This is a genomic window from Pseudarthrobacter defluvii (genome assembly GCF_030323865.1).
GTDB lineage: Bacteria > Actinomycetota > Actinomycetes > Actinomycetales > Micrococcaceae > Arthrobacter > Arthrobacter sedimenti.
The window spans coordinates 2,474,841-2,499,037 of sequence record NZ_CP066362.1; the positions used below are offsets into that span (position 1 = coordinate 2,474,841).

Consider the following 24,197-nt stretch of genomic DNA (forward strand, 5'->3'; position numbering starts at 1 on the left):
AGCCCGGCCTCACCGGTGCGTTCTCTGTGGTTGCGTCGCAGCCTTAGCGGGCTGCGGAGCCTTCCACGTAGTCGACGTCCTGCTGCTGCCAGGAGAACAGGGAGCGCAGTTCACGGCCCACAGCCTCGATGGGGTGCTGTTCTGCCTTGGCGCGCAGTTCCTTGAACTCCACGGCGCCGTTGTCCTGGTCCTCGATGAAGCGCTTGGCGAAGGCACCGGACTGGATGTCGGCCAGGACAGCCTTCATGTTTTCCTTCACCTCGGGGGTGATGACGCGCGGGCCGGAGACGTAGTCGCCGTACTCAGCGGTATCGGAGACGCTCCAGCGCTGCTTGGCGATGCCGCCTTCCCACATGAGGTCGACGATGAGCTTGAGTTCGTGCAGCACCTCGAAGTAGGCGATCTGCGGCTGGTAGCCGGCCTCGGTGAGGGTTTCGAAGCCGTACTGGACCAGCTGGGACACGCCGCCGCAGAGGACAGCCTGCTCGCCGAAGAGGTCGGTTTCGGTCTCTTCGGTGAAGGTGGTCTTGATGACGCCGGCGCGGGTGCCGCCGATGGCCTTGGCGTAGGACTTGGCCAGCTCCCAGGCGTTGCCGGACGCGTCCTGCTCGACGGCGATGATGTCCGGGATGCCGCGGCCGGCCTCGAATTCGCGGCGCACGGTGTGGCCCGGAGCCTTCGGGGCCACGAGGATGACGTCAACGCCTTCCGGAGCCTGGATGTAGCCGAAGCGGATGTTGAAGCCGTGGGCGAAGGCCAGGGCCTTGCCCGGGGTCAGCTTGTCCTTGATGGAGTCGTTGTAGATGGCGCGCTGGTGCTGGTCCGGCGCCAGGATCATGATGACATCGGCCCATTCGGCGGCGTCCGCAACGTTCTTGACCTGGAAGCCGGCGTCCTCGGCCTTGGCGGTGGACTTGGAGCCTTCCTTCAGGGCGATGACGACCTCGACGCCGGAATCGCGCAGGTTCAGCGCGTGGGCGTGGCCCTGGGAACCGTAGCCAACGATGGCAACCTTCCGGCCCTGGATGATCGAGAGATCGGCGTCGTCGTCGTAGAACATTTCAGTCACTTGCGTAACTCCTCTTGAGTGGTTTTCTAGATAGTGGTCTTGCGGTGCTGCGGTTACGGGCGCGGGTGCCGCCGTGGGCTGGACGCCTAGGCGGAGCGGAGCGCCCGGTCACTCATGGAGCGGGATCCCCGTCCAACGGCCAGGGTGCCGGACTGCACAATTTCGCGGATGCCGAAGGGCTCCAGCACCGAGAGCAGGGCTGTGAGCTTTTCGGGGTGGCCGGTGGCCTCAATGACGACGGAGTCGGTGGACACGTCAACCACTGAGGCGCGGAACAGGTCTGCGGCCTGGGTTACCTGCAGGCGTGTTGCGGCATCCGCACGTACTTTGACCAGGATGTGGTCGCGCTGTACGGAAGATTCGGGGGTGAGCTCAACGATCTTGATGACGTTGACCAACTTGTTGAGCTGCTTGGTGACCTGCTCGATGAGGTCGCCGTCGGCGTCGACCACCACAGTCATGCGGGAGACACCCGGCACTTCGGTGGGGCCAACGGCCAGGGAGTTGATGTTGAAGGCGCGGCGGGCGAAGAGGCTGGCCACGCGGGTCAGGACGCCGGGCTTGTCCTCAACCAGGACGGAAAGTGTATGGCGGGTCATGCTCAGTCTTCCTCTTCCCATTCCGGGGTCATGTTGCGGGCAACCTGGATCTGGTCGTTGCTCACGCCGGCGGGCACCATCGGCCACACCATGGAGTTGGGGCTCACCACGAAGTCGATAACCACGGGGCGGTCATTGATCTCGAGGGCCTTCTGGATGGTGGCATCAATGTCCTCTTCGCGCTCAACACGGAAGGACGCGCAGCCGTAGGCCTCCCCCAGCTTGACGAAGTCCGGGATGCGGACGGTGTCATGGCCGGTGTTGAGGTCGGTGTTGGAGTAGCGGCCCTCATAGAAGAGGGTCTGCCACTGCCGCACCATGCCCAGCGAGGAGTTGTTGATGACAGCAACCTTGATGGGGATGTTGTTGATGGCGCAGGTGGCCAGTTCCTGGTTGGTCATCTGGAAGCAGCCGTCGCCGTCGATGGCCCAGACCACGCGGTCCGGCTCGCCCACCTTGGCGCCCATGGCCGCCGGGACGGCGTAGCCCATGGTGCCGGCGCCCCCGGAGTTGAGCCAAGCGTGCGGGCGCTCGTACTTGATGAACTGGGCAGCCCACATCTGGTGCTGGCCCACGCCCGCCACGTACACGCCCTCGGGACCGGTCAGCTCGCCAATCCGCTTGATGACCTTCTGCGGGGCGATGAGGCCGTCGTCCGGTTCGGTCCAGCCCAGCGGGTAGGTGTCCTTGAGGTTGTTCAGGAACGCCCACCAGGTGGTGAGGTCCGGGGTGCCGGAAGCCTCAAACTGGCTCCGGACGGCCTCGGTCAGCTCCGGGATGATCTCCTTGACGGACCCGACGATAGGCACGTCCGCGGTGCGGTTCTTGGAAATCTCGGCGGGGTCGATGTCCGCGTGGATGACCTTGGCGTTGGGCGCAAAGGTCTTCAGCACGCCGGTGACGCGGTCGTCAAAGCGGGCGCCGAGGGTGATCAGCAAGTCGGACTGCTGCAGGGCAGTGACGGCCGAAACGCTGCCGTGCATGCCCGGCATGCCCACGTGCTGGGGGTGCGAGTCCGGGAACGCGCCCTTGGCCATCAGGGTGGTCACCACGGGGGCCCCGGTTGCTTCGGCGAGGGCGAACAGTTCGGCCGAGGCGTGGGCCTTGACCACGCCGCCGCCCACGTACAGGACCGGCTTGGTGGAAGCGGCGATGAGCTTCGCGGCCTCCCGCACCTGCTTGTTGTGGCCGCGGGTGACCGGGCGGTAGCCGGGAAGGTCGATCTTCGGCGGCCAGGAGAAGGTCATCTGGCCCACCTGGGCGTCCTTTGCGACGTCCACCAGGACGGGGCCGGGACGGCCGGTGGAGGCCAGGTGGAAGGCCTCGGCCATCACGTGCGGGATGTCGTTGGGGTCGGTCACCAGGAACGAGTGCTTGGTGATGGGCATTGTGATGCCCACGATGTCTGCTTCCTGGAAGGCGTCGGTGCCGATGACGCCGCTGGATACCTGGCCGGTGATGGCCACCAGGGGCACGGAGTCCATGTGGGCATCCATGATGGCGGTAACGAGGTTGGTGGCCCCGGGTCCGGAGGTGGCGATGCAGACGCCCACCCGCCCGGTGACCATGGCGTAGCCTTGCGCGGCGTGGCCGGCTCCCTGTTCGTGACGGACCAGCACGTGGTTCATGGTGGAGGCCATCAAGGGGTCGTAGGTGGGCAGGATCGCGCCACCAGGCAAACCGAAAATGTCGTCGACGCCGAGTTCTTCGAGCGAGCGGACGATTGCTTGCGAGCCGGTCATCACCGTCGGGGGTACGACGTTGTTCGGCCCAAGGACAGGAGAGACGGCAGCAAGGTCGGCGACGACGGCGGCATGGTCAGCCGTCCGGTCGGCGCGTTCCGGGGCCTTGGCGGCTCCAGCGGACTTGGTGGCCATCAGCGAGGGGCTGATGGGCGATCCTTTGCTCATCGGACTCTTCCTTGTGGATCTTCTCTGGTTTTGGAACTGGTTAAAGCGGTAAGAATAAAAAAACCCCTCGGCCTGGCGGCTTGTGAGGGGTTTGCGCGTGACTGTTCGTTACCAGGGGCTAATGTGCCACGCGCTTGGTAAGGACGACGACGGTGCCGGCGGTAACGAGAGTCATGCGTTCAGTTTTCCCTCTTGGCAAGATGGGTGTCAACGAGCAACAACCCTATCTCACCATGTGGACCCCGTTGTCCACCCTTTGATCCTATCGCAGCTCGATCACGCCCGGAGCCTGCCCAACTCAGGCGGCAGGCGGAGGCTCCTTCCCCAAGCGTACGGCGCGGACGCCGAACGCTTGGGTCCCCTCGGAGCTTCCTTATTAAGCCAAGCCACTAAGCGTAGGGCTTGCTAGCCGGTCCAGGCGCCCTGACTGGCGCTGTGGACCAGCTTGGCGTACTTCGCCAGGACGCCTTTGGTGTACCTGGCGGGCAGCGGCTCCCAGCCCACCTTGCGGGCCTCGAGTTCCGCGTCGTCCACCAGCAGGTCGAAGGTGCGTGCGGCGATGTCCACCCGGATCCTGTCTCCGTCCTTCACGAAGGCGATGGGGCCGCCGTCGACCGCCTCCGGCGCAACGTGCCCGATGCACAGGCCGGTGGTGCCCCCGGAGAACCGCCCGTCAGTGAGGAGCAGGACGTCCTTGCCCAGGCCGGCGCCCTTGATGGCGCCGGTGATCGCGAGCATTTCACGCATCCCCGGGCCGCCCTTGGGGCCCTCATAGCGGATCACCACGACGTCACCGGCGTGGATCTGGCCGTTGTCGAGCGCGTCCAGGGCGCCCTGTTCGCGCTCGAAGACGCGGGCGGTCCCTTCAAAAACGTCGGCGTCGAACCCGGCGCTCTTGACCACGGCGCCTTCGGGAGCCATGGAGCCGTGCAGGATGGTGATGCCACCCGTCTTGTGGATGGGGTTGTCCAGGGCGCGCAGGATCTTGCCGTCAACGTCCGGCGGGTTGATTGCGGCGAGGTTTTCCGCGACGGTCTTGCCGGTAACGGTGAGGCAGTCGCCGTGCAGCAGGCCGGCGTCGAGCAGTGCCTTCATGATCACCGGCACGCCGCCGATCCTGTCGACGTCCGTCATGACGTAGCGGCCGAACGGCTTGAGGTCGCCCAGGTGCGGAATTTTGTCGCCGATGCGGTTGAAGTCGTCGAGGGTCAGTTCCACTTCGGCTTCGCGGGCGATGGCCAGCAGGTGCAGGACGGCATTGGTGGAGCCGCCGAACGCCATGGTGACGGCGATGGCGTTCTCGAAGGCCTTCCTGGTCATGATGTCGCGGGCGGTAATGCCCAGGCGCAGCAGGTTGACCACCGCTTCGCCGGACTTGCGGGCGAATTCGTCACGACGGCGGTCTGCCGAGGGCGGTGCGGCCGAGCCGGGGAGGGACATGCCCAGGGCCTCGCCGATGCAGGCCATGGTGTTGGCCGTGTACATGCCGCCGCAGGCGCCTTCGCCCGGGCAGATGGCCTTTTCGATGCGGGTCAGGTCTTCCATGCTCATCTTGCCGGCCGCGCAGGCGCCGACGGCTTCGAAGGCGTCGATGAGGGTGACTTCCTTTTCGGAGCCGTCCTCAAGTTTGACCCAGCCGGGCATGATGGACCCTGCGTAGAGGAAGACGCTGGCAAGGTCCAGCCGGGCGGCCGCCATCAGCATGCCGGGCAGGGACTTGTCACAGCCGGCCAGCAGGACCGAACCGTCGATCCGTTCGGCCTGCATCACGGTCTCCACGGAGTCGGCGATGACTTCGCGGGAGACCAGGGAGAAGTGCATGCCTTCGTGGCCCATCGAGATGCCGTCGGACACGGAGATGGTGCCGAACTGCATCGGGAAGCCGCCGCCCGCGTGCACGCCCTCCTTGGCGCCCTGGGCAAGCCGGTTGAGGGAGAGGTTGCAGGGGGTGATCTCATTCCACGAGCTCGCCACGCCAACCTGGGGCTTGGCGAAGTCGTCATCACCCATGCCGACGGCCCGGAACATGCCCCGCGCTGGGGCTGCATGGATTCCGTCGGTTACGACGCGGCTGCGGGGCTTGATGTCAGGCTGGGTATCGGTTGCGATCCGGCTGTCACTCATAGCGGAAAGTCTAGGGCTCGGACAGCGCCAGAACGACCGGTTGGCGGAGGTAAAGGCGGAAATGCGGCAGATTACTGCCCGATTGGTGGACGCGCATCTCATATTTCGAGACAGTCCGGGCGCCAGTCCGCCCAAGAGCTCTCCGACGGCGGGCAACCGCGCGGCATTTCCTCCGTGCGCGCGGCGTCTCTGGACAGCAGTGGTGACCCGACGTAGCGTCGGGGCAGGACACCCATCCACCTTGGACCGAAGGGCCTGCCATGGACATTATTTTCTGGATCATCCTCGTCGTCATCATCGCCGCCATCATCCTGTGGCTGCTGAACCGCAAGAGAACAGCCAACCCGCCCGGCGGACCGTCAGCCGGCACCGGGACCGGCGGGACCCGGACCGACGGGGCCCTCGAGGGCGGCAGCGCTGCAGCGTCCGCCCAGGCCGCTGGAACCACCGGCATCCCCACAGCAGCTGGATTCGGCCGGCCGGCTGAACCGGCAGCGCCCTCCACGGCCGAGGAACCGGCGGACTCCGCGGCCACCTCCACGCGCGAAGCAGCGGGAGGTGCCACCGGAACCGGGGACCAGGGCAACGCCAGCGAGGGCATGCCCGGACAGGAAACCAGCGGGCACGGCACCTCCGACAGCAGCCAGGAGCAGGAAGAACGACGGCGCCAGGACGAGGCCGCCGACCAGGCGGAGTGGGAAACCCAGTGGTCCGAAGCTGGGGCCGGATCCCGGTCCGGTTCCTCCACTACAAGCGGAACAGCAACGCCGCCGGCGGCTTCGGCCGGCACCGCCTCCCCGGAGACGGCCCCGCATCGAGGTGCAGCGGCGGAGGCTCCCACAGGCCAGCCCTCCCCCGCCACTGCCCGCCCCGTGCACCATGACGAATACACGGCGCCCCACGCCCCGACGCTTCCGGGCGCGGAAACAGCCGCAGTGGAAAGCGCGGACGACGCCGGCACCCCGGCAGCCGAGCAGGCCGGCGGGCAGGCGCCCCAGCACCGGGCAGACACTTCCGGTTCAGTAAGCGCACCAGAAGGGGCTGCACAGCCAGCCTCCGCCGGCACTGCCCCGGGCGACGCCGGTGCCGCCGAAACACTGGAACGGGCACAGTCCTCCGCGCTGGTCGAGAACGGGGCTGACCATCACCAGCCATCCGGTCAGGGCGGGGAATTCCCCCAGGGCCCGAGCAGCGCCCCGGGGCACGGCACCGCCACCACTGAACCCTCCGGACACCTCGCAGCCGACGAGCCTTACGGCGCCGGCTCCGCAGCTGCGGGCCCCGACGGGAGCGGACCCGAGGACTACACGGTCAAGGGTGATGCGGCCGCGATGGTCTACTACGAAGAAGGACACCCTGACTATGAGCAGACCAAGGCGGAAGTGTGGTTTGAATCCGCTGCGCACGCCGAGGCCGCGGGCTTCCGCGCTCCGCGGCGCAAGCGGCTCTAGCAGGACGAAGGCCCGTCGCTTTGCGGCGGGCCTTTCTTGCCTGGCCATATGCCTTGCTGTCGCCGCCTGCACAGGACCGCCCGCGCCGGCACCCGCCACGAGCCCTGCCGGTACTGGCCCCCAGGCAGGAAGCGCCGTCGCTGTCCCCACTCAATCTGCTGCTCCCGTTCCTACGCCCGCCGTCCAGGAGCGCCTGGAGTTTCAGTTGGACACTCCCTGGGCTGCAGTCTTCCTCCCGGACGGAACGGCCGTCATCTCCGAGCGCGGCACCGCACTGCTGAAAGCAGTGCGGGATGGGATGGCCACTACCCTCGGGAAGGTCCCTGGCGTGGTAGCAGGCGGAGAGGGCGGCCTGCTGGGCCTGGCCCTCTCCCCGCACTTTGACTCGGACCGCTACCTGTATGCATACCTGACAAGCCGGGAGGACAACCGGGTTGTCCGGCTTGCCCTGAACAGTGCTCCCGACGGCGCCCTGACGCTCAGCCCGCCCCAGCCGGTGTTTTCGGGAATACCCAAAGCCAACACCCACAACGGCGGCAGGATCCGCTTCGGTCCTGACGGGTTCTTGTATGTGGGCACCGGCGACGCCCAGCGCCGCGACCAACCCCAGGACCGCAACGCGCTGGGTGGCAAAATCCTCCGGCTTACGCCTGATGGCAGTCCGGCACCGGGCAATCCGTTCGGCAACGCCGTCTACAGCCTGGGCCACCGCAACGTGCAGGGCCTGGCCTGGGACAGCGCAGGCAGGTTGTGGGCCACCGAGTTCGGACCCGATGTGGACGACGAACTGAACCTGATCCTGCCGGGCGCCAACTACGGCTGGCCGGAAGTGACCGGGGCACCGCACCGCGCCGGCTTCGAGGACGCGAAGGTCGTGTGGCCCTCCACCAGCGAGTCTTCCCCCAGCGGGCTGGAAATCGTGGATGGCGTTGCCTACCTGGGAGCACTTCGCGGAGAGAGGTTGTGGGCGGTACCGCTGTCCGGAACGGAAGCCGGAGTTCCTGTGGCCTATTTCACAGGACAGTATGGGAGGATACGGGACGTGATTCGCACTCCAGAAGGCGGCTTGTGGTTGCTGACGAACGGCGAAAACCCTGATTTCGCGCTGGTTTTGCGGCCTTCCCAGTGAATCGGACACCGCTGGCGGCGCCGATTTCACTTGCACCAAAAGTTCGTGTAGAGTTTCATGTCGTTGCGGAGATCAACGGGAAAGAAAAAGCCCGGGGATGGAAGCGAAAAGATGCACCTCTAGCTCAATTGGCAGAGCAATTGACTCTTAATCAATGGGTTCCGGGTTCAAGTCCCGGGGGGTGCACCACTGGGAAAACAGCCTCCGGTTTGTGGAAACACGAGCCGGGGGCTGTTTTGTTTATCCCGCCCCTTCATCGACTGCTCCCCCTCGGCCCCCGGCGTTCGGGTGGCACCGCTTCATCGATTGCTGAGTAATCGCCGTTTTCACCGCTCATAACGACAGTTACGGAGCAATCGACGGTGGGGAGGGTCAGGGCTGCACCGCTTCATCAACTGCTCCCCCCATTTTGGCTCCCGGCTTTCGGATGACTCTCTTCATCGATTGCTGAGTAACTGTCGTTTTCACGGCTCAAAACGGCATTAACGGAGCAATCGATGGTGGTGAGGGCGGAAGGGTACGACGGCGGATGGCAGCCGGGCACAAAAAAGCGCGGCCCCGGCCATTCAAGACCAGGTCAGAGGGCAAGCTTCAGGAGTTGCTGCCGCCGCCGCAGTCCCCCTTCATCGATTGCTGAGTAACTGCCGTTTTCACGGCTCAAAACGGCATTAACGGAGCAATCGATGGTGGTGGGGGCGGAAGGGTACGACGGCGGACGGCAGCGGGGCACAAGAAAGCGCGGCTTTGGCCATTCAAGACCAAGTCCGCAAGCCTCAGGAGCAGATGCCGCCACCGCAGTCCCCCCTCATCGATTGGTGGGTAAGTGCCGTTTTCGCCGCTCAAAACGGCAGTTACGGAGCAATCGATGGTAGTGGGGCGGAGAAGTACGACGGCGGGCGGCGGCCGGGCACAAAAAAGCGCGGCCCGGTCATTTGAGACCAGGTCCGCGCTTAGGGTGTCGGTGCCCGCGGCTACTTGGCCACGTTGTCCATGAGGGCTCCGGCATTGCTGGGTGTGGTGGCGAACTGGCTGGCGAGCTCGCGCACAACGGCTTTGAGTTCCTGGCGCAGCAGTTCGGGGTCGATCGACGCGGATGCCAGCACCGAACGCTCCATCTCCACGGCCTGGGCAACGGCTTCCTTGCCCTGCTCAGTCAGCGACACCACATGGCTCCTGCGGTCCGAGGTGCTGCGGACCCGGGCGATGTGGCCGTGGGACTCAAGCCGGCTGAGCGTCTTGCCCATTGTCTGGGCCTGGACGCGGACGTACTGGGCGAGTTGGGCCTGGGTCATGGGTCCTTGCGCGGCAAGGACTTCGATGGCGATAACACCGGCGTGGGTGAGTCCGATGGCGCCAAGTTTTTCGTTCCATGAGTGTTCAACGAGGCGCGCAGCAGTGGACAGAAGGCGCCCTGTGGGCCAGTGATCCATATCAGGCATAGCAGCAAGTATAACCAAGTGCCGATTAGCACTCGCTCCACCTGCTTATTAGGCTGTTGTGTCCCGCCCGCAACAAGGAGAAAAACAATGGCTGAAAGACTCGTTACCGGCGACAATGCACCCGCTTTCACCCTGCAGGATTCAACCGGCAAGGATGTCAGCCTGGCTCCCCGGCCCGGGCGCTCCACGATCGTCTACTTCTACCCGGCCGCCTCCACCCCCGGCTGCACCAAGGAGGCCTGCGATTTCCGCGACAGCCTGGCTTCCCTCCAGGCCGCCGGCTTCGATGTCCTGGGCATCTCGCCGGACCCCGTCGAAAAACTCGCCAAGTTCGCTGACAAAGAGTCCCTGACGTTCCCGCTGCTCTCCGACGCGGACCACGCGGTGGCCGAGGCGTACGGCGCCTGGGGCGAGAAGAAGAACTACGGCAAAACCTACGAGGGCCTGATCCGGTCCACCATCGTGGTGGATCCGGACGGCAAGGTGGCACTGGCCCAGTACAACGTGCGTGCCACGGGACACGTTGCCAAGCTGAGGCGGGACCTGAACCTGGACGCCTGACCCGGCCGCGGCTGCCCGGCCCACCGCCCGGGCGACGCTACAATGGAACCTGTCATCCGCCGTCGTACTTTCAACGCGCCGGGTGACGCGCGCGAGTGGTGAAATTGGCAGACACGCAGGATTTAGGTTCCTGTGCCTTCGGGCGTGGGGGTTCAAGTCCCCCCTTGCGCACCTGGCGAATCCCCCGGCTCCGGCCGGGGGATTCGTGCTTTAAGCAGCCGCCGGCCCGGTGCCTGTTCCTGCTTCAATTCGAAAAACTCCAAAGATCCACCCATCCGCCGCTGCCCACCGGCCGAATAGCCATTGAGACACCAGCCAAGGGCAGGTGCTTACCGCAAGGCAGACCGCACGGCGACGGCACACGTCCGACGGCGGCAGGCAAACGATCCAAGGAGAACTGAAATGCAGACCTTCAAGCGCACCACTTTCACCGTCGCAGGCGTTGCAGCGGCCGCTCTGCTCAGCCTCACCGCATGCGGCGGCTCGGGCAGCACCTCAGGATCCTCAGCGTCGTCGGCGCCGATGTCATCCTCCCCCAGCTCGAGCATGGCATCGCCGTCAAGCTCCGCCATGGCGTCCCCGTCCGCCAGCTCCTCGGCCGGCATGATGGACCCCGCAGCCAACCTGGTTGGGCCGGGCTGCGCCGCCTACGCCAAGCAGGTTCCCACCGGCGCAGGCTCGGTGGAGGGCATGGCCCTTGACCCGGTGGCCGTGGCAGCTTCCAACAACCCCATCCTGACCACCCTTACCGCAGCCGTCTCCGGCAAGCTGAACCCGAAGGTGAATCTGGTGGACACCCTCAACGGTGGCGAATTCACCGTCTTCGCCCCGGTGGACGACGCCTTCAAGAAGATCGACCCCGCCACCATCGAGACCCTGAAGACGGACGATGCCCTCCTGAGCAAGATCCTGACCTACCACGTAGTCCCCGGCCAGATCACCCCTGACAAGATCGCCGGCACCCACGCCACGGTCCAGGGCGGTTCCGTGACCGTGACAGGCAGCGGCGACAACCTCAAGGTGGACAACGCCAACGTGGTTTGCGGCGGTGTCAAGACCAAGAACGCAACCGTGTATCTGATCGATTCGGTCCTCATGCCCAAGTAAGCCCTCCCGTAAGGCCCCCCAACAAAAGGCCGGGTCCGCTGGCGTCAGCGGACCCGGCCTTGGCGCGCCGGATGGCCTTTCGGGACCAGCTCCGGTTCCTGTCCCCTAGACTGGATCCCGGCCCGCATGCGGCGGAACCGGCAGCATCCAGAGGTGATAAACGAGTGCCCAGCAGTACTTCGCGGCGTACGGTCATCAAGGCCGGCGCCGTCCTCATGGCGCTGGGCATGACATCGTGCACAGGCATGCCGTCCCCTTCCCCCACCTCCGGACCCCCCAGCACCACGTCGGCGGAACCTGCGGCCACCTTCAACTTCGGTACGGCCGCCCAGCCCCTGGGCCTGGACCCGGCGCTGTCCAACGACGTGGAGTCGCAGCGCATCACCCGGCAGATCCTCGAAGGCCTGGTGGGCGTGGACCAGACCACCGGCAAGCCCACCCCGCTCCTGGCCACCGAGTGGAATGAGTCCAACGACGGCCGCACCTACACATTCAAGCTCCGCACGGGAGTTACCTTCCAGGACGGCACCCCCTTCAACGCCGACGCCGTCTGCGCCAACTTCAACCGCTGGTTCAATTTCCCCGTGGCACTGCGGAAGCAGGCACCGGGAAGCTCCTTCAAGGGCGTGTTCAAGGCATACTCGGACGAGCCCGGCCTCTCCATCTTCAAAAGCTGCACGGCGCCGGCCCCCGACACAGTGCAGATCGACCTCACCCAGCGCTTCACCGCGTTTCTCCAGGCGCTGACCCTGCCCGCCTTTGCCATCGCCTCCCCGGCAGCCCTCGCGTCCGGGAAAGCCGACGTCCTGGACCAGAACCGGGGCGGCCAGGCCATGTCCGCGTTCGCCACAAACCCGGTGGGAACGGGCCCTTTCACCCTCGCCGCCTGGGGCACTGACAATGTGACCCTGTCCAGCAACCGGAACTACTGGGGAGACCGGGGCCAGATCGCCACCATCAACTTCCTGGCCTACAACCACCCGCAGACCCGCCTCCAGGCACTGCTGGACGGCACCATCGACGGCTACGACGCCGTGACCGTGGGCAACTTCGACCAACTGGTGAAACGCGGCAAGCAGATTGTCCAGCGCGATCCGTTCTCGGTGATGTACGTGGGCATCAACCAGGACGTCCCGGTACTGCAGAACCTGAAGATCCGGCAGGCGGTGGAGCTGGCCATCGACAAGGAAACTTTGATCCGGAAGTTCTTCATCGACAACACCGCCAAGGCAACCCAGTTTGTGCCGCCCAAGATCAGCGGCTTCAACAACGACGCACCGGAGCTTGGACACGACCCGACGAAGGCCAAGGACTACCTGAAGGAGGGTGGCTACGCGGGCGAGGAACTGAAGTTCTACTACCCCCTGAACGTCACCCGGCCCTACCTGCCCACGCCGGAGAAGGTGTACGCCGAGCTCAGCCGCCAGCTCACCGCCGTCGGCTTCAACATCAAGCCGGTCCCGGTGGACTGGTCCGACGGGTACCTGCAGAAGGTCCAGTCCGCCGGCGACCACGCGTTCCACATCCTCGGCTGGAACGGCTCCTACTCGGACGCGGACAACTTCGTGGGGCCGCTCTTCGGGGAGAAAAACGGCGAGTTCGGGTACCAGGATCCGCAGGTGTTCTCGAAGATCAACCGGGCCCGCGGACTGCCCGACGGCAAGGAGCGGGATGACCTTTATCACACCATTAACGCCCAGATAGCTGCGACGGTGCCGGCGGTTCCCGTCGCCTTCCCCATTTCCGCGCTTGCCCTCTCAGACCGGGTTCAGAGCTACCCGGCATCCCCGGTCTTAAACGAAGTTTTTACGAAGGTCCAGCTAAAGTCTTGACGGGCCGGGCCAATTTCAGTATGTGGCCCGCGCGGGGATATTCTGTGACAGCCAGAGCCGCTGCAATCGGAGACTGATCGTGACCTTCATTTCCAAGACCCCACACGCCGACGTTGTCCTGATAGGCGGCGGCATCATGAGCGCCACGCTGGGGGCATTCCTCAAGCAGTTGGAGCCGGACTGGACCATCTCCCTGTTCGAACGGCTGGACCAGCCGGGGCTCGAAAGCTCAGATCCCTGGAACAACGCAGGAACGGGCCACGCCGCCCTCTGCGAGCTCAACTACTCCCCCGCAGCCAAGGACGGCTCGGTCAACCCCGCCAAGGCACTGCTCATTAACGAACAGTTCCAGCTGTCCCGCCAGTTCTGGTCCCATCTGGTGGACAACAACCTGATCGGGTCACCCAAGGGCTTCATCAACACGGTTCCGCACATGAGCTTCGTGATCGGCGAGGACCACAGCCGGTTCCTGAAGACCCGCTACGAGGCACTGAAGCCGCACACCCTGTTCCGGAGCATGGAGTTCTCCGAGGACCACGCGCAGATCGCCAAGTGGGCGCCGCTGATCGTCAAGGGCCGCGACCCCAAGCAGCGCATTGCCGCCACCCGGGCCGCCGAGGGCACGGACGTGGACTTCGGCGCGCTCACCCGTGAGCTGACCACCTACCTGGGGAACAACGGCGTCGAAATCAACTACGGACACGACGTCACCGGCATCACACGGGCGTCCGACGGCGGCTGGGACCTGACGCTGAAGTACCCCAAGTCCGGGGAACACGGCAAGATCCACGCCAAGTTCGTTTTCGTCGGCGCCGGCGGCGGTGCCCTGCACCTGCTCCAGGCGTCCGGCATTCCGGAGAGCAAGGGCTACGGCGGGTTCCCCGTCTCCGGCCAGTTCTTCCGCTGCACCGATGAGACCATCGCCGCCCAGCACAGCGCCAAGGTGTACGGCCAGGCCTCTGTGGGCGCTCCCCCCATGTCCGTCCCGCACTTGGATACCCGCTACGTCAATGGCAAGCGCTCCCTCCTGTTCGGCCCGTACGCAGGCTTTTCCACGAACTTCCTGAAGAACGGCTCCTACCTGGACCTGCCCCTGTCCATCCGCCCGGGCAACATCATCCCAATGCTCGCTGTGGCCAAGGACAACATGGACCTCACCGCCTACCTGGTGAAGGAAGTGGTCAAGAAGCACGGCCAGAAGGTCGAGGCGCTGCGCGAGTACTACCCGGAGGCAAAGGGCGGGGACTGGGAACTCATCACCGCCGGCCAGCGTGTACAGATCATCAAGAAAGACCCGCAAAAGGGCGGCATCCTTCAGTTCGGAACCGAAGTGATCGCCGGCCGCGACGGCTCCATCGGTGCGCTCCTGGGCGCTTCGCCCGGAGCCTCGACCGCTGTCCCCATCATGATTGAGCTGCTGCAGAAGACGTTCCCGAAGAACTTCAAGGGCTGGCAGTCCAAGCTCAAGGACATGATGCCCGGCTACGGGGTGAAGCTGGATGAAAATCCGGACCTCGCCGCGGAGCTGGAACGGGCCACGGCCAAGTCCCTCCAGCTGGAGAGCGTTTCCGCCAGCCACTGACCCTGCCGGGGCCAGCGGCTGGCACCCCCAGGGCATGTACCAGTCACTTAGACCCCCAGGAGACCACCCATGTTCCGGCTGGCCCACCTTTCCCTGGCGAACCGGGCCCTGATCGCGCTGATCACCGTCTTCGCCTCGGTCTTCGGCGTGATCACCATGTCATCGCTGAAACAGGAGCTCATCCCTTCCATTGAGTTTCCGCAGATCACAGTGCTCAGCTCCATGCCGGGCGCATCACCGGAAGTGGTGGACAAGCAGGTCAGCGGTCCGCTCGAGAAGGCGCTAAACGGGGTGGAGGGGCTGGAATCCACCTCCTCCACGTCGCGCACCGGCGTCTCCCAGATCACCATGGTGTTCACCTATGGATCGAACCTGGACCGGGCGCGGAACCAGATCGACCGGGCCATCTCCAACGCCAAGCGGACCCTGCCCAGCGACGTCCAGCCGCAGGCCATCGCCGGCAGCATCAGCGACTTCCCCATCGTCTTCCTGGCAGTGTCCTCAGACAAGCCGCTCAGCGACCTGAACGCTGACCTGCAGCGCCTCACGGTGCCCCGGCTGCAGAAGATCGACGGCGTCCGCAGTGCCGACGTGACCGGCGGCGCCTCCCAGCACATCGAGATCCTCCCCCGGGCCGACGCGATGGCGGCGGCAGGGACGGGCCTCACCGCCATCAGGGACGCACTGTCCAACAACGGCGCGCTGGTCCCTGCGGGCACCCTTCAAGACCAGGGCAAGACCCTCTCGCTGCAGATCGGCAGCCCCGTGGATTCCCTGGATGCCATCAAGGCGCTGCCGTTGGCCGGCGCCAAAAACGGCGCCACCATCGGCTCGGTGGCCGACGTATCGATCAAGGACGACGAACGTACCTCCATCACCCGCACCAACGGGGCAGAGACCCTTGCCGTCTCCGTCACCAAGAAGCCCGAGGGCGACACGGTGGCAATTTCGCACGCGGTGCGGGACTCCCTGAATGAACTGGAAGCGGAACTGGGCTCCAACGCCAAGTTCACCCCCGTCTTCGACCAGGCACCCTTCATCGAAAAGTCCATCAAGGACCTCACCACCGAAGGCCTGCTGGGACTGGGGTTCGCCGTCGCCGTCATCCTCCTGTTCCTAATGTCCGCCCGTTCCACGCTGGTCACGGCGGTGTCCATCCCGTTGTCCCTGCTGATCACCTTCATCGGGCTCTCGGGCACCGGCTACTCCCTGAATATCCTGACGCTGGGCGCGCTCACCATCGCGATCGGCCGGGTGGTGGACGACTCGATCGTGGTCATCGAAAACATCAAGCGGCACCTGAGCTACGGCGAGGAAAAGTCGACGGCGATCCTCACCGCCATCCGGGAGGTGGCAGGTGCCATCACGGCGTCCACCCTGACCACGGTGGCGGTGTTCCTGCCCATCGCCTTCGTCGGCGAGCTTGCCGGAGAGCTGTTCAGGCCGTTCGCCCTGACGGTCACCATGGCCCTGCTGGCCTCGTTGCTGGTCTCCCTCACCATCGTTCCGGTGCTCGCCTACTGGTTCCTCAAAAACCCCAAGGCCGGCGGGGCCCCCGCAGGTTCCGCGGATGCCCGGCGGATCGCCGAAGAGGCGAAGGCAAAGGCCCATGACGCCGAGCAGCGCAGCCGCCTGCAGCGCGGCTACCTCCCCATCCTTCGGTCAACCCAGAAGCACCCGGTCATCACGCTGGTGGCCGCTGTCCTGGTGCTCGGTGCCACCGGCGCCATGACCCCGCTGCTGGCCACGAACCTGCTGGGCAATTCCGGGCAGAACAGCCTGACGGTCCGCCAGGTGCTGCCGGCCGGCACCAGCCTCGCTGACACGAGTGCTGCCGCCATCCGCCTCGAGGAGGTACTGCGCCGCATCGACGGCATCAAGGACGTCCAGGTCACCTCGGGCAACGCCCAGGCCGGCTTTGCCGCCCTCACCTCCACCGGATCCTCCAACTCCACCTTCACCGTGGTCACGGATGAAAAGGCCGATCAGGAACGGCTCCAGGACACCGTGCGCTCGGAGCTGGCCAAGGTGCCCGACGCCGGCAAGGTTTCCGTAGGCACCCAGCAGGGCGGCTTCGGCACCTCCTCCACCGTGGACATCACCCTGAAGGCGGCCACCAGCGACGATCTGAAAGCTGCCAGCGACACCATGGTCTCCGCGATGACCGGCGTGCCCGGCACCAGCGAAGTGGAAAGCAACCTGGCCGCCAGCAACCCGGTGGTGCAGGTCAAGGTGGACCGGGCCAAGGCCACAGCCGCCGGACTGAACGAGGAACAGGTGGCCGGGGTCCTGGCGTCCACCATCAGTCCCATCCCCGCCGGCACCGTGCGGATCGACACCAACGACTTCCCCGTCCGGATCGGCCAGGGCACCAAGTTCACCAGCATCGACGCCGTCCGGAACATCCCGCTGCCTGCCGGTGGCCGGCCGGTGACGCTGGGAAGCATCGCCTCAGTGGAGCAGGTGGACGTGCCCGTCTCCATCACCGCCAGCAATGGTGAGCGCACCGCCAAGGTGTCCATCACGCCGTCGGGCTCCAACCTGGGCGCGGTGAACAGCGAAGTCCAAAAGCGCCTGGCCGATGTCCAGCTGCCGCCGGGCGTCACCGCAACCATCGGCGGCGCCACCACCCAGCAGGCCGAATCCTTCCGCCAGCTGGGCCTGGCCCTGCTGGCGGCCATCGCTATCGTGTACGTGATCATGGTGGCCACCTTCAAGTCCCTCATCCAGCCGCTGATCCTGCTGGTCTCGGTTCCGTTCGCGGCCACCGGTGCCGTGGCCCTGCTGCTGCTCACCGGAGTGCCCCTGGGACTGCCGTCGCTCATCGGCATGCTGATGCTGGTGGGCATCGTGGTCACCAACGCGATCGTGCTGATCGACCTGATCAACCAGTACCGGCAGCCGCGCGACGGGCGCCCCGGCATGAACGTGGCGGATGCCATCACCAACGGCGCACGCCAGCGCCTGCGGCCCATCCTGATGACGGCGCTGGCCACGGTCTTCGCCCTGACCCCCATGGCGCTGGGCCTGACCGGCGGCGGCGGCTTCATCTCGCAGCCGCTGGCCGTGGTGGTGATCGGCGGCCTGGTGTCCTCCACCGCCCTGACCCTGATCCTGGTGCCCGTGCTGTACCGGCTGGTGGAGGGGCGGCGGGAGAAGAAGGCTCTGCTGAGGGACCTTCAGGCCCGCCCGGAAGCCAGCGTGAAGACAGGCCCGGGTCCCGACGTCGACGCCGAGTTCAGGGACTGGACCACCGGCCAGGTCCCCAAGGTCAGCGGCCGCCGGGCCGCACCCGGCGCCGAATAGGCCCCCTCCCCAAACGATGCCCGCACCGCCCTGCGGTGCGGGCATCGCCGGTTAATGCGTGGTCCGGCGGCGGGCCTGGGCCGGGAATAATGACCGCCGCCCAGTGTTACAGAAGGCAATAGATGCAAATGCATCTATATTGGTCTAGACTGAAACCAAGCCCAGCAAGTCCAGGAACGGAAAGGCACGCCATGCAGATCGGTGTTTTCAGCGTCAGCGACATCACCACGGACCCCACCACGGGCCGCACCCCCACCGAGCACGAACGCATCAAGGCCTCGGTGGCCATCGCCAAAAAGGTCGAGGAAATCGGCATGGATGTCTACGCCCTGGGCGAGCACCACAACCGGCCCTTCTTCTCCTCCTCCCCCACCACCACCCTGGCCTACATCGCAGCGCAGACCGAACGGATCATCCTTTCCACGGCCACCACCCTGATCACCACGAATGACCCCGTGAAGATCGCCGAGGACTTCGCCATGCTCCAGCACCTCGCGGACGGGCGCGTGGACCTGGTCCTTGGCCGCGGCAACACAGCCCCCGTGTACCCCTGGTTCGGCAAGAACATCCAGGACGGCGTGGAACTGGCCATCGAGAACTACAGCCTCCTGCGCAAGCTCTGGGACGAGGACACCGTGAACTGGTCCGGCAAGTTCCGCACCCCGCTGCAGAACTTCACCTCCACACCCCGGCCGCTGGACGGCGTAGCCCCTTTCGTATGGCACGGCTCCATCCGCACCCCGCAGATTGCCGAGGTGGCGGCCTACTTTGGTGACGGCTTCTTCGCCAACAACATCTTCTGGCCCAAGGAGCACTACCAGCAGCTGATCGGCCTTTACCGCGAGCGGTACGAGCACTATGGCCACGGCAAGGCGGACCAGGCCATCGTGGGCCTCGGCGGCCAGTTCTTCATGCGGAAGAACTCGCAGGACGCCGTGAAGGAATTCCGGCCGTACTTCGACAACGCCCCCGTCTACGGCCACGGACCGTCCCTCGAGGACTTCACCTCGCAGACCCCGCTGACCGTGGGAAGCCCGCAGGAGGTCATCGAAAAGACCCTGACCTTCCGCGAATACTTCGGTGACTACCAGCGCCAGCTGTTCCTGATCGACCACGCCGGCCTGCCGCTGAAGACTGTACTGGAGCAGCTGGACCTGTTCGGCGAGGAAGTCCTGCCCGTGCTGCGGAAGGAATACGCGGCCCTCAAGCCGGCGCACGTCCCGGAACCGCCCACCCACGCCGGCCGCGTGGCAGCCCTCCTGGCATCGCCGGACGCCGCAGAAGCCACCTCGGAGGCGTAATGGCTGCGGGAGGATCGGAATCGCCGGTGCGGCTGGCGGCGGAGACGTGGGAATCGCTGTTCCGGGCGCAGGTTGCCGTGATGCGGAAGCTGCAGTCCGGGCCGGCGTTCCGGAAGCTGGCCCTCAATGAGTACGACGTGCTCTTCACGCTCTCCCGTTGCCCGTCTGGCTGGCTGCGGCTCAACGAGCTCAACGACAACGTCCTGTTGAGCCAGTCCAGCCTCAGCAGGCTGGTGGAGCGGCTCGAAAAGCGGGGGCTGGTGGCCCGGATGCCCGCGCCGGAGGACGGCCGTGGCGTGTTGCTGCAACTGACGGACGAAGGGCGGGAGCTGCAGAAGGAGATCGGCCGCGAGCACGTGCGGGACATCTCGGCGCTGGTGGGGCCGGCACTGACGGCTGCCGAGCAGAAGGAACTGATGCGGCTTACGGACAAGCTGCGGAGTTCACTGGGCCCGCTGCCGCGGAAGCGCTAGCCGAGCTGCACCAGCCGTGCAGGATCCTCGGCCGGCAGGTCCCCGTTGACCACCGCGGTGACTTTCAGCTGGTTCAGCACCAGGCTGCCGCCCACCGTGGAAAGGAAGGCCGTGTCCGATGAGTCGCGGCCGGCGGTAATGCGCAGCATCGACTCCCGCGGGGCCAACCCCGTGGGGTCGATAATGTGCCAGGCGCCCTCCACGTAGGCTTCGGCCACCGCGTGGAAGTCCATGGGGTTCAGGCCTGGAGCGTAAACCGCGGCCAGGCGGGCGGGGATGTCCTTGGAGCGGAGCAGCGCGATGGCCAGGTGTGCGAAGTCCCGGCAGACGCCGCGCCTGCTGAGCAGGGTTTCCACCGCACCGTCAGTGCCGCGGGAAGAACCGCTGATGTACCGCAGTTCACCGTTGACCCAGTCACGGACAGCGTGGACCAGGTCCGCACCCTGGATCCCCTCGAACTCGGCGTAGGACGTGGGCAGCAGCCGGTCCGATTCGGCGTAGCGGCTTGGACGCACGTACCGGATCCGGTCCGCCAGGCTGGCCTCTTCCGGCACGCCCCGCCCGGTCACCGTGGCTGAGTATTCCACCGTGACGTCGGTGGGTTCGGAGAACTCCATGTAGTGGAACCGGCCGCCGTGGTGGTCCGACACATCCGTGAGTGGAACGTCCGCTCCGCCTGCGGTGACGGACAGGGTTTCCTCGAAGGACGAGTAGCCGCTGTTCCTCGCTACGGCGATGGCCATGGCCACCTTGGTGTTGGCGATGGTCCTGAAAACCAGGCGTGCGGAAACAGAGCGTTCCATGTCTCTCCGGGGGTGTTGGGGGCGGACGGAAAGTCGCGTGCCCCGGCACCGGGTGAGTGCGGGAAGCGGGACTAGTTTTTGACCTTCAGCGACATTAGCATCCGCTGCACGTTGGCGAAGTCACTGCTCTCGTTGACGTACTGCGCCGCCTGGCCCAGGGTGTCAAAGGCCTTCGCCGGAGCCACTTTCTGGTCCGGGGCGAAGGCTGTGAGCGCCACCAGGTCGCCGAAGGAGTAGTCCCCCTTGCCGGCGGGGCCGCGAACCACGTTCCGCAGTTCGCACGCCTTGCCGTCCGCTCCACCCACCAGGTTAGTGATGCCGTAGGAACCGAAGTAGCGGTAGCCCTGGATCACCCGGTAGACCATCCGCGGCGGGATGGTTCCCTCCCCGCCCTGCGCGGCGAGCTCGAACGGTACGCTGCTGATCACGGTGTACGGGTGCTTTGCGCTGTCCGGGCAGTCAGCGGACGACGGCGGGAGTCCCGTCCTGAGTGCGGCAACGAAGGTACCGTCTGGCTTCTTCACGTCGACCTTCAGTCCGCCGGGAAGGACGCCTTCCTCCGGCGGCACGGATTGGGCGATCCAGTCCGCCGGCAGGTCGAAGCTGACTGTCTTGGCGGAGTCCGAGAACGTCTTCCAGGCAGCGGCGGTGGCCGCGCCCTCCGGTGCGGCCGGCGTTGCGGAGGTGGATGCAGCGCTGCTCCCGGTTGCACCCGGGGTGGCTCCCTGCGTTGGGCTGCCGGACGTTGCAACCCCGTTCGCAGCCGCTCCGGAGGGTGCCGGCTGCGCTGTCCAGCCAGGACTTCCGGCCGGTGTTCCGGAGCACGCCGCCAGGAAAACTGCGGCGGCAACAAGAGACGCGCCGGAAAGGACGGTGGATGCTGCCTTGCCTGTCATGGAAGCCAGCCTAGCGGCGCTCCGTCCGCTCTCCTGCGCGCACGCGGGGGTGTTTTCGACATCATTGGCGCGCCCCTCCGCCAGCCGCCTGACCAGCTCCCAACCCGGGCACGTGCCCGCCGTGCCGCCGTCGGACATTTACCACCCCGGGCTGGGACTAGGCTGGAAGCTATGGCGGAAGAGCAGACCGGCGCAGCCGAAGAGAATCCCGCGGACAACTCCGCCCTGAACATGTCCGCCGTGGACGTCGCCGACTGGCGGCTGCGGACCTTTGCGCTGTACGACGCCGTCCGCCGGATCTCTGCAGAGAGCCCGTCCGAGGCCCACTCTTACTGGCGCCACCAGCGCGACCTGATGTTCGCCACCCACCCCGCGTCCGCGCTCACCGCAGCGGACAAGGCGCACTTCTCCGGCCTGAAGACCGCCGACTACGATCCCATCTACCGCTTCCACGTGCCGCTGACCAAAGAGGGTGCCGGCAGGGAAATGAGTGTCGATACCGGGACCGACGGCGTGGTCCACTTTGTCCGGCTGGGCACCTTTGATCTTCCGGAGATGGGCCAGTTGGGTGTGTGGAAGATCCATGGCTACGGCGGGGGCATCTTCGTCCCGTTCCGGGACGCCACGGCCGGCCAGCCGGGTGGAAGCTACGGGGCGGGCCGCTACCTGCTGGACACCATCAAGGGTGCCTTCCATGGCCTCAACGGCAGCGGCCCCGATGCCACGTTCGTCCTGGACTTCAACTTTGCGTACAACCCGTCCTGCGCCTATAACGAAGCGTGGGCCTGCCCCCTGCCCGGGCCGTCCAACCGGCTGGCAGTGGACATCCCCGTGGGCGAGCTGTACTGACCTATGGCGGGTCTTTACAGGGCTTCCGGGTGCGCAGCTTTGCTGGTCCCTGCCCGCGGCACTGACAATTTTGCCGGTGCCTCCGCGTGATGGAGGGAACGCCAGCACCGGCAGGGCCGGAGACCACCACCCGGCGTCTTCCCGCCACCAGGCACTACCCCGGGGTCCTGCGCTTTCCCGTCGTCCGGCAGCTGATCCGCTTCTCCGGCGTCGGCGTCATCTGCACGGCGGCGTCCCTGGGAATCTATGCGCTGCTGCGGCCCTGGCTTGGCGCGCAGCTGGCCAACGCGGTGGCACTGGTCCTTACGTCCCTGCTGAACACGGCCCTGAACCGGCGGCTGACCTTCAAGATCGCCGGCCAACAGCGCCGCACGCGGGACCACCTCAACGGCCTGGTGGTGATCGGCGTGGCCCTGGTGATTACCGGCAGCAGCCTCGGTGTGCTGCACTGGTTCAATCCGCACGCCACGGTAGGGGACGAACTCGTTGCCACCACGCTGTCCGGGTTCCTCGCCACCGCTGTGCGGTTCAGCATGCTGCGGCACTGGATCTTCCGCCGGGCACGGCACCGCTGATTCGGGGACCGGGACAGTCAGGGGCGCTGGCCCGCGCCCAGGTTTTTGACGCTGCCCACCGCCGCCCGGACAGCGGCCGCCGCAGCCGCCAGGTCCTCCTGTGTCACTGAAGCGTCGAAACTGAACCGGACAGCGGTCTGGGCCACCTCGGCGGAAATCCCCATGGCGGTGAGTACGGGCGACGGCGCATCAGACCCGGCAGCGCACGCCGAGCCGCTGGAGCAGACTACGCCGCGCCGTTCCAGTTCCAGGAGGACGGACTCGCCGCTGGTTCCAGGGAAGCAGAACGAGGCCACCGACGGGAGTCGTTCCGAGGGGTGGCCGGTAAGGATGGCCTGGGGCACTCCCGCCAGGACGGCGCCGATGAACCGGTCACGCAGTGTTTCCACCCGTGCCTGCTGCTCTGGCTGGCGGTCCTGGGCAAGTGTGAGGGCAGTGGCCAGTCCCACCGCTCCGGCTACGTTTTCGGTGCCGGAACGGCGGCCCCGTTCCTGCCCGCCACCGTGGATGACCGGTTCCAGCCGGACGCGGCTCCGGACGAACAGCGCGCCGCAGCCTTTGGGTGCACCGAGCTTGTGACCGGAGATGCTCATGGCGTCCACGCCCAGGGAGCTGGTGTCCAGCGGCAGCCAGCCTGCGGCCTGGACGGCGTCCGTATGGAACGGAACGCCGCGGGCGTGGGCCAGCTCCGCCAGGGCGGGGATGGGCTGGACGGTTCCCACCTCGTTGTTGGCGTACATGATGCTTACCAGGGCCGTTTCCGGATGCAGCACGGCTGCCAGCGCCTCCGGCGTGACGCGTCCGGTGGCGTCCACCGGCACCACGTCCACGGTAAAGCCGTGGAAGCGTTCCAGGTACCGGGCGGACTCCTCCACCGCAGGATGTTCAACGGCGCTGATCACTACCCGGTCCAGCTGCGGGCTTGCGGCCTGCCGGGCCAGTGCGATTCCCTTGACGGCCAGGTTGTCCGCCTCGGTGCCGCCGGAGGTGAACACCACTTCGCCCTGCCGGCAGCCAAGGACCGCCGCGACTGCCGACCGTGCTCCTGCGAGCGCCGCTGCGGCCGACTCGCCGAGAGTGTGGTGGCTGGACGGGTTGCCGAACCCGCCGGTGAGGTGGGGCCACATGGCGTCCAGCACTTCCCGGCGGACGGGGGTGGTGGCGGCTGCGTCGAGGAAGATCACGGCAGCG

Annotated in this window: 19 protein-coding genes and 2 tRNA genes; 13 read left to right on the forward strand and 8 right to left on the reverse strand. The window is 66.2% G+C overall.

Features of this window, described 5'->3' with window-relative positions; translation table 11 throughout:
• Positions 1–43 precede the first annotated feature (43 nt).
• From ilvC to ilvD, 4 genes are all read right to left on the reverse strand, one after another.
• Positions 44–1,069 (reverse strand): ketol-acid reductoisomerase, encoded by a 1,026-nt coding sequence (ilvC, locus tag JCQ34_RS11450; protein ID WP_142133489.1) that lies wholly within the window; start codon positions 1,067–1,069, stop codon positions 44–46.
• 86 nt (positions 1,070–1,155) lie between these two features.
• Positions 1,156–1,668 carry an acetolactate synthase small subunit gene (gene ilvN, locus JCQ34_RS11455; protein WP_141160110.1) on the reverse strand — a complete coding sequence of 171 codons (513 nt, stop codon included), beginning with the start codon at positions 1,666–1,668 and terminating at the stop codon, positions 1,156–1,158.
• A 2-nt stretch (positions 1,669–1,670) separates the two neighbouring features.
• Positions 1,671–3,578 (reverse strand): acetolactate synthase large subunit, encoded by a 1,908-nt coding sequence (locus tag JCQ34_RS11460; protein WP_142133488.1) that lies wholly within the window; start codon positions 3,576–3,578, stop codon positions 1,671–1,673.
• A gap of 405 nt (positions 3,579–3,983) precedes the next feature.
• Complete coding sequence (ilvD, locus tag JCQ34_RS11465) at positions 3,984–5,702, reverse strand: dihydroxy-acid dehydratase (protein ID WP_286397682.1); 1,719 nt, start codon at positions 5,700–5,702, stop codon at positions 3,984–3,986.
• A 260-nt stretch (positions 5,703–5,962) separates the two neighbouring features.
• On the opposite strand from ilvD, the gene JCQ34_RS11470 reads away from it, so the two are divergent.
• From JCQ34_RS11470 to JCQ34_RS11480, 3 genes are all read left to right on the forward strand, one after another.
• Positions 5,963–7,153, forward strand: coding sequence for a sunset domain-containing protein (locus tag JCQ34_RS11470; protein ID WP_286397684.1), 1,191 nt, complete (start codon positions 5,963–5,965; stop codon positions 7,151–7,153).
• Positions 7,154–7,193: 40 nt separating this feature from the next.
• Entirely contained in the window at positions 7,194–8,282 is a 1,089-nt protein-coding gene (locus JCQ34_RS11475; protein ID WP_286404457.1) for a PQQ-dependent sugar dehydrogenase, read from the forward strand.
• A gap of 113 nt (positions 8,283–8,395) precedes the next feature.
• A tRNA-Lys gene (locus JCQ34_RS11480) sits at positions 8,396–8,471 on the forward strand.
• 782 nt (positions 8,472–9,253) lie between these two features.
• On the opposite strand, the gene JCQ34_RS11485 is transcribed toward JCQ34_RS11480, so the two are convergent.
• Entirely contained in the window at positions 9,254–9,712 is a 459-nt protein-coding gene (locus JCQ34_RS11485) for a MarR family winged helix-turn-helix transcriptional regulator (protein ID WP_286404460.1), read from the reverse strand.
• A 96-nt stretch (positions 9,713–9,808) separates the two neighbouring features.
• Here JCQ34_RS11485 and bcp point away from each other — a divergent pair, with 96 nt between their 5' ends.
• From bcp to JCQ34_RS11525, 8 genes are all read left to right on the forward strand, one after another.
• The gene (gene bcp / locus JCQ34_RS11490; RefSeq protein ID WP_142133484.1) at positions 9,809–10,282 is read left to right on the forward strand and encodes a thioredoxin-dependent thiol peroxidase; all 474 of its coding nucleotides are present in this window, start codon (positions 9,809–9,811) and stop codon (positions 10,280–10,282) included.
• A gap of 89 nt (positions 10,283–10,371) precedes the next feature.
• Positions 10,372–10,453, forward strand: a tRNA-Leu gene (locus JCQ34_RS11495).
• Between the two features lie 231 nt (positions 10,454–10,684).
• Complete coding sequence (locus JCQ34_RS11500) at positions 10,685–11,389, forward strand: fasciclin domain-containing protein (protein ID WP_286397687.1); 705 nt, start codon at positions 10,685–10,687, stop codon at positions 11,387–11,389.
• 164 nt (positions 11,390–11,553) lie between these two features.
• Complete coding sequence (locus JCQ34_RS11505; RefSeq protein WP_286397689.1) at positions 11,554–13,221, forward strand: ABC transporter substrate-binding protein; 1,668 nt, start codon at positions 11,554–11,556, stop codon at positions 13,219–13,221.
• A gap of 79 nt (positions 13,222–13,300) precedes the next feature.
• Complete coding sequence (locus JCQ34_RS11510; protein ID WP_286397691.1) at positions 13,301–14,803, forward strand: malate:quinone oxidoreductase; 1,503 nt, start codon at positions 13,301–13,303, stop codon at positions 14,801–14,803.
• Between the two features lie 69 nt (positions 14,804–14,872).
• The gene (locus tag JCQ34_RS11515) at positions 14,873–18,109 is read left to right on the forward strand and encodes an efflux RND transporter permease subunit (RefSeq protein WP_286397693.1); all 3,237 of its coding nucleotides are present in this window, start codon (positions 14,873–14,875) and stop codon (positions 18,107–18,109) included.
• 191 nt (positions 18,110–18,300) lie between these two features.
• Entirely contained in the window at positions 18,301–19,410 is a 1,110-nt protein-coding gene (locus JCQ34_RS11520) for an LLM class flavin-dependent oxidoreductase (RefSeq protein WP_286397695.1), read from the forward strand.
• On the forward strand, positions 19,410–19,883 hold the full coding sequence (locus tag JCQ34_RS11525) for a MarR family winged helix-turn-helix transcriptional regulator (protein ID WP_286397697.1): 474 nt from the start codon (positions 19,410–19,412) through the stop codon (positions 19,881–19,883). The genes JCQ34_RS11520 and JCQ34_RS11525 overlap by 1 nt, the downstream gene beginning before the upstream one ends.
• Here the strand turns inward: JCQ34_RS11525 and JCQ34_RS11530 are convergent.
• Together JCQ34_RS11530 and JCQ34_RS11535 are read right to left on the reverse strand one after the other, a co-directional pair.
• Entirely contained in the window at positions 19,880–20,686 is an 807-nt protein-coding gene (locus JCQ34_RS11530) for a transglutaminase-like domain-containing protein (RefSeq protein WP_286397699.1), read from the reverse strand. The two genes, JCQ34_RS11525 and JCQ34_RS11530, sit on opposite strands and share 4 nt — an antisense overlap.
• 71 nt (positions 20,687–20,757) lie before the next feature.
• Positions 20,758–21,582, reverse strand: coding sequence for a hypothetical protein (locus tag JCQ34_RS11535; RefSeq protein ID WP_286397701.1), 825 nt, complete (start codon positions 21,580–21,582; stop codon positions 20,758–20,760).
• A gap of 171 nt (positions 21,583–21,753) precedes the next feature.
• On the opposite strand from JCQ34_RS11535, the gene JCQ34_RS11540 reads away from it, so the two are divergent.
• The gene (locus tag JCQ34_RS11540; RefSeq protein WP_286397703.1) at positions 21,754–22,431 is read left to right on the forward strand and encodes a DUF1684 domain-containing protein; all 678 of its coding nucleotides are present in this window, start codon (positions 21,754–21,756) and stop codon (positions 22,429–22,431) included.
• 89 nt (positions 22,432–22,520) lie between these two features.
• Positions 22,521–23,006, forward strand: coding sequence for a GtrA family protein (locus tag JCQ34_RS11545; RefSeq protein ID WP_286397705.1), 486 nt, complete (start codon positions 22,521–22,523; stop codon positions 23,004–23,006).
• A 17-nt stretch (positions 23,007–23,023) separates the two neighbouring features.
• On the opposite strand, the gene JCQ34_RS11550 is transcribed toward JCQ34_RS11545, so the two are convergent.
• On the reverse strand, positions 23,024–24,190 hold the full coding sequence (locus JCQ34_RS11550) for a cysteine desulfurase family protein (RefSeq protein ID WP_286397707.1): 1,167 nt from the start codon (positions 24,188–24,190) through the stop codon (positions 23,024–23,026).
• Positions 24,191–24,197: the final 7 nt, after the last annotated feature.

Excerpts from the sequence above, each read along its gene's own strand:
- ilvD (WP_286397682.1), bottom strand. The coding sequence starts at position 5,702 with ATGAGTGACAGCCGGATCGCAACCGATACCCAGCCTGACATCAAGCCC.
- bcp (WP_142133484.1), top strand. The coding sequence starts at position 9,809 with ATGGCTGAAAGACTCGTTACCGGCGACAATGCACCCGCTTTCACCCTG.
- JCQ34_RS11520 (WP_286397695.1), top strand. The coding sequence starts at position 18,301 with ATGCAGATCGGTGTTTTCAGCGTCAGCGACATCACCACGGACCCCACC.
- JCQ34_RS11485 (WP_286404460.1), bottom strand. The coding sequence starts at position 9,712 with ATGGATCACTGGCCCACAGGGCGCCTTCTGTCCACTGCTGCGCGCCTC.
- JCQ34_RS11460 (WP_142133488.1), bottom strand. The coding sequence starts at position 3,578 with ATGAGCAAAGGATCGCCCATCAGCCCCTCGCTGATGGCCACCAAGTCC.
- JCQ34_RS11500 (WP_286397687.1), top strand. The coding sequence starts at position 10,685 with ATGCAGACCTTCAAGCGCACCACTTTCACCGTCGCAGGCGTTGCAGCG.
- JCQ34_RS11515 (WP_286397693.1), top strand. The coding sequence starts at position 14,873 with ATGTTCCGGCTGGCCCACCTTTCCCTGGCGAACCGGGCCCTGATCGCG.
- JCQ34_RS11530 (WP_286397699.1), bottom strand. The coding sequence starts at position 20,686 with ATGGAACGCTCTGTTTCCGCACGCCTGGTTTTCAGGACCATCGCCAAC.
- JCQ34_RS11470 (WP_286397684.1), top strand. The coding sequence starts at position 5,963 with ATGGACATTATTTTCTGGATCATCCTCGTCGTCATCATCGCCGCCATC.
- JCQ34_RS11535 (WP_286397701.1), bottom strand. The coding sequence starts at position 21,582 with ATGACAGGCAAGGCAGCATCCACCGTCCTTTCCGGCGCGTCTCTTGTT.
- JCQ34_RS11540 (WP_286397703.1), top strand. The coding sequence starts at position 21,754 with ATGGCGGAAGAGCAGACCGGCGCAGCCGAAGAGAATCCCGCGGACAAC.
- JCQ34_RS11525 (WP_286397697.1), top strand. The coding sequence starts at position 19,410 with ATGGCTGCGGGAGGATCGGAATCGCCGGTGCGGCTGGCGGCGGAGACG.
- JCQ34_RS11545 (WP_286397705.1), top strand. The coding sequence starts at position 22,521 with ATGGAGGGAACGCCAGCACCGGCAGGGCCGGAGACCACCACCCGGCGT.
- ilvN (WP_141160110.1), bottom strand. The coding sequence starts at position 1,668 with ATGACCCGCCATACACTTTCCGTCCTGGTTGAGGACAAGCCCGGCGTC.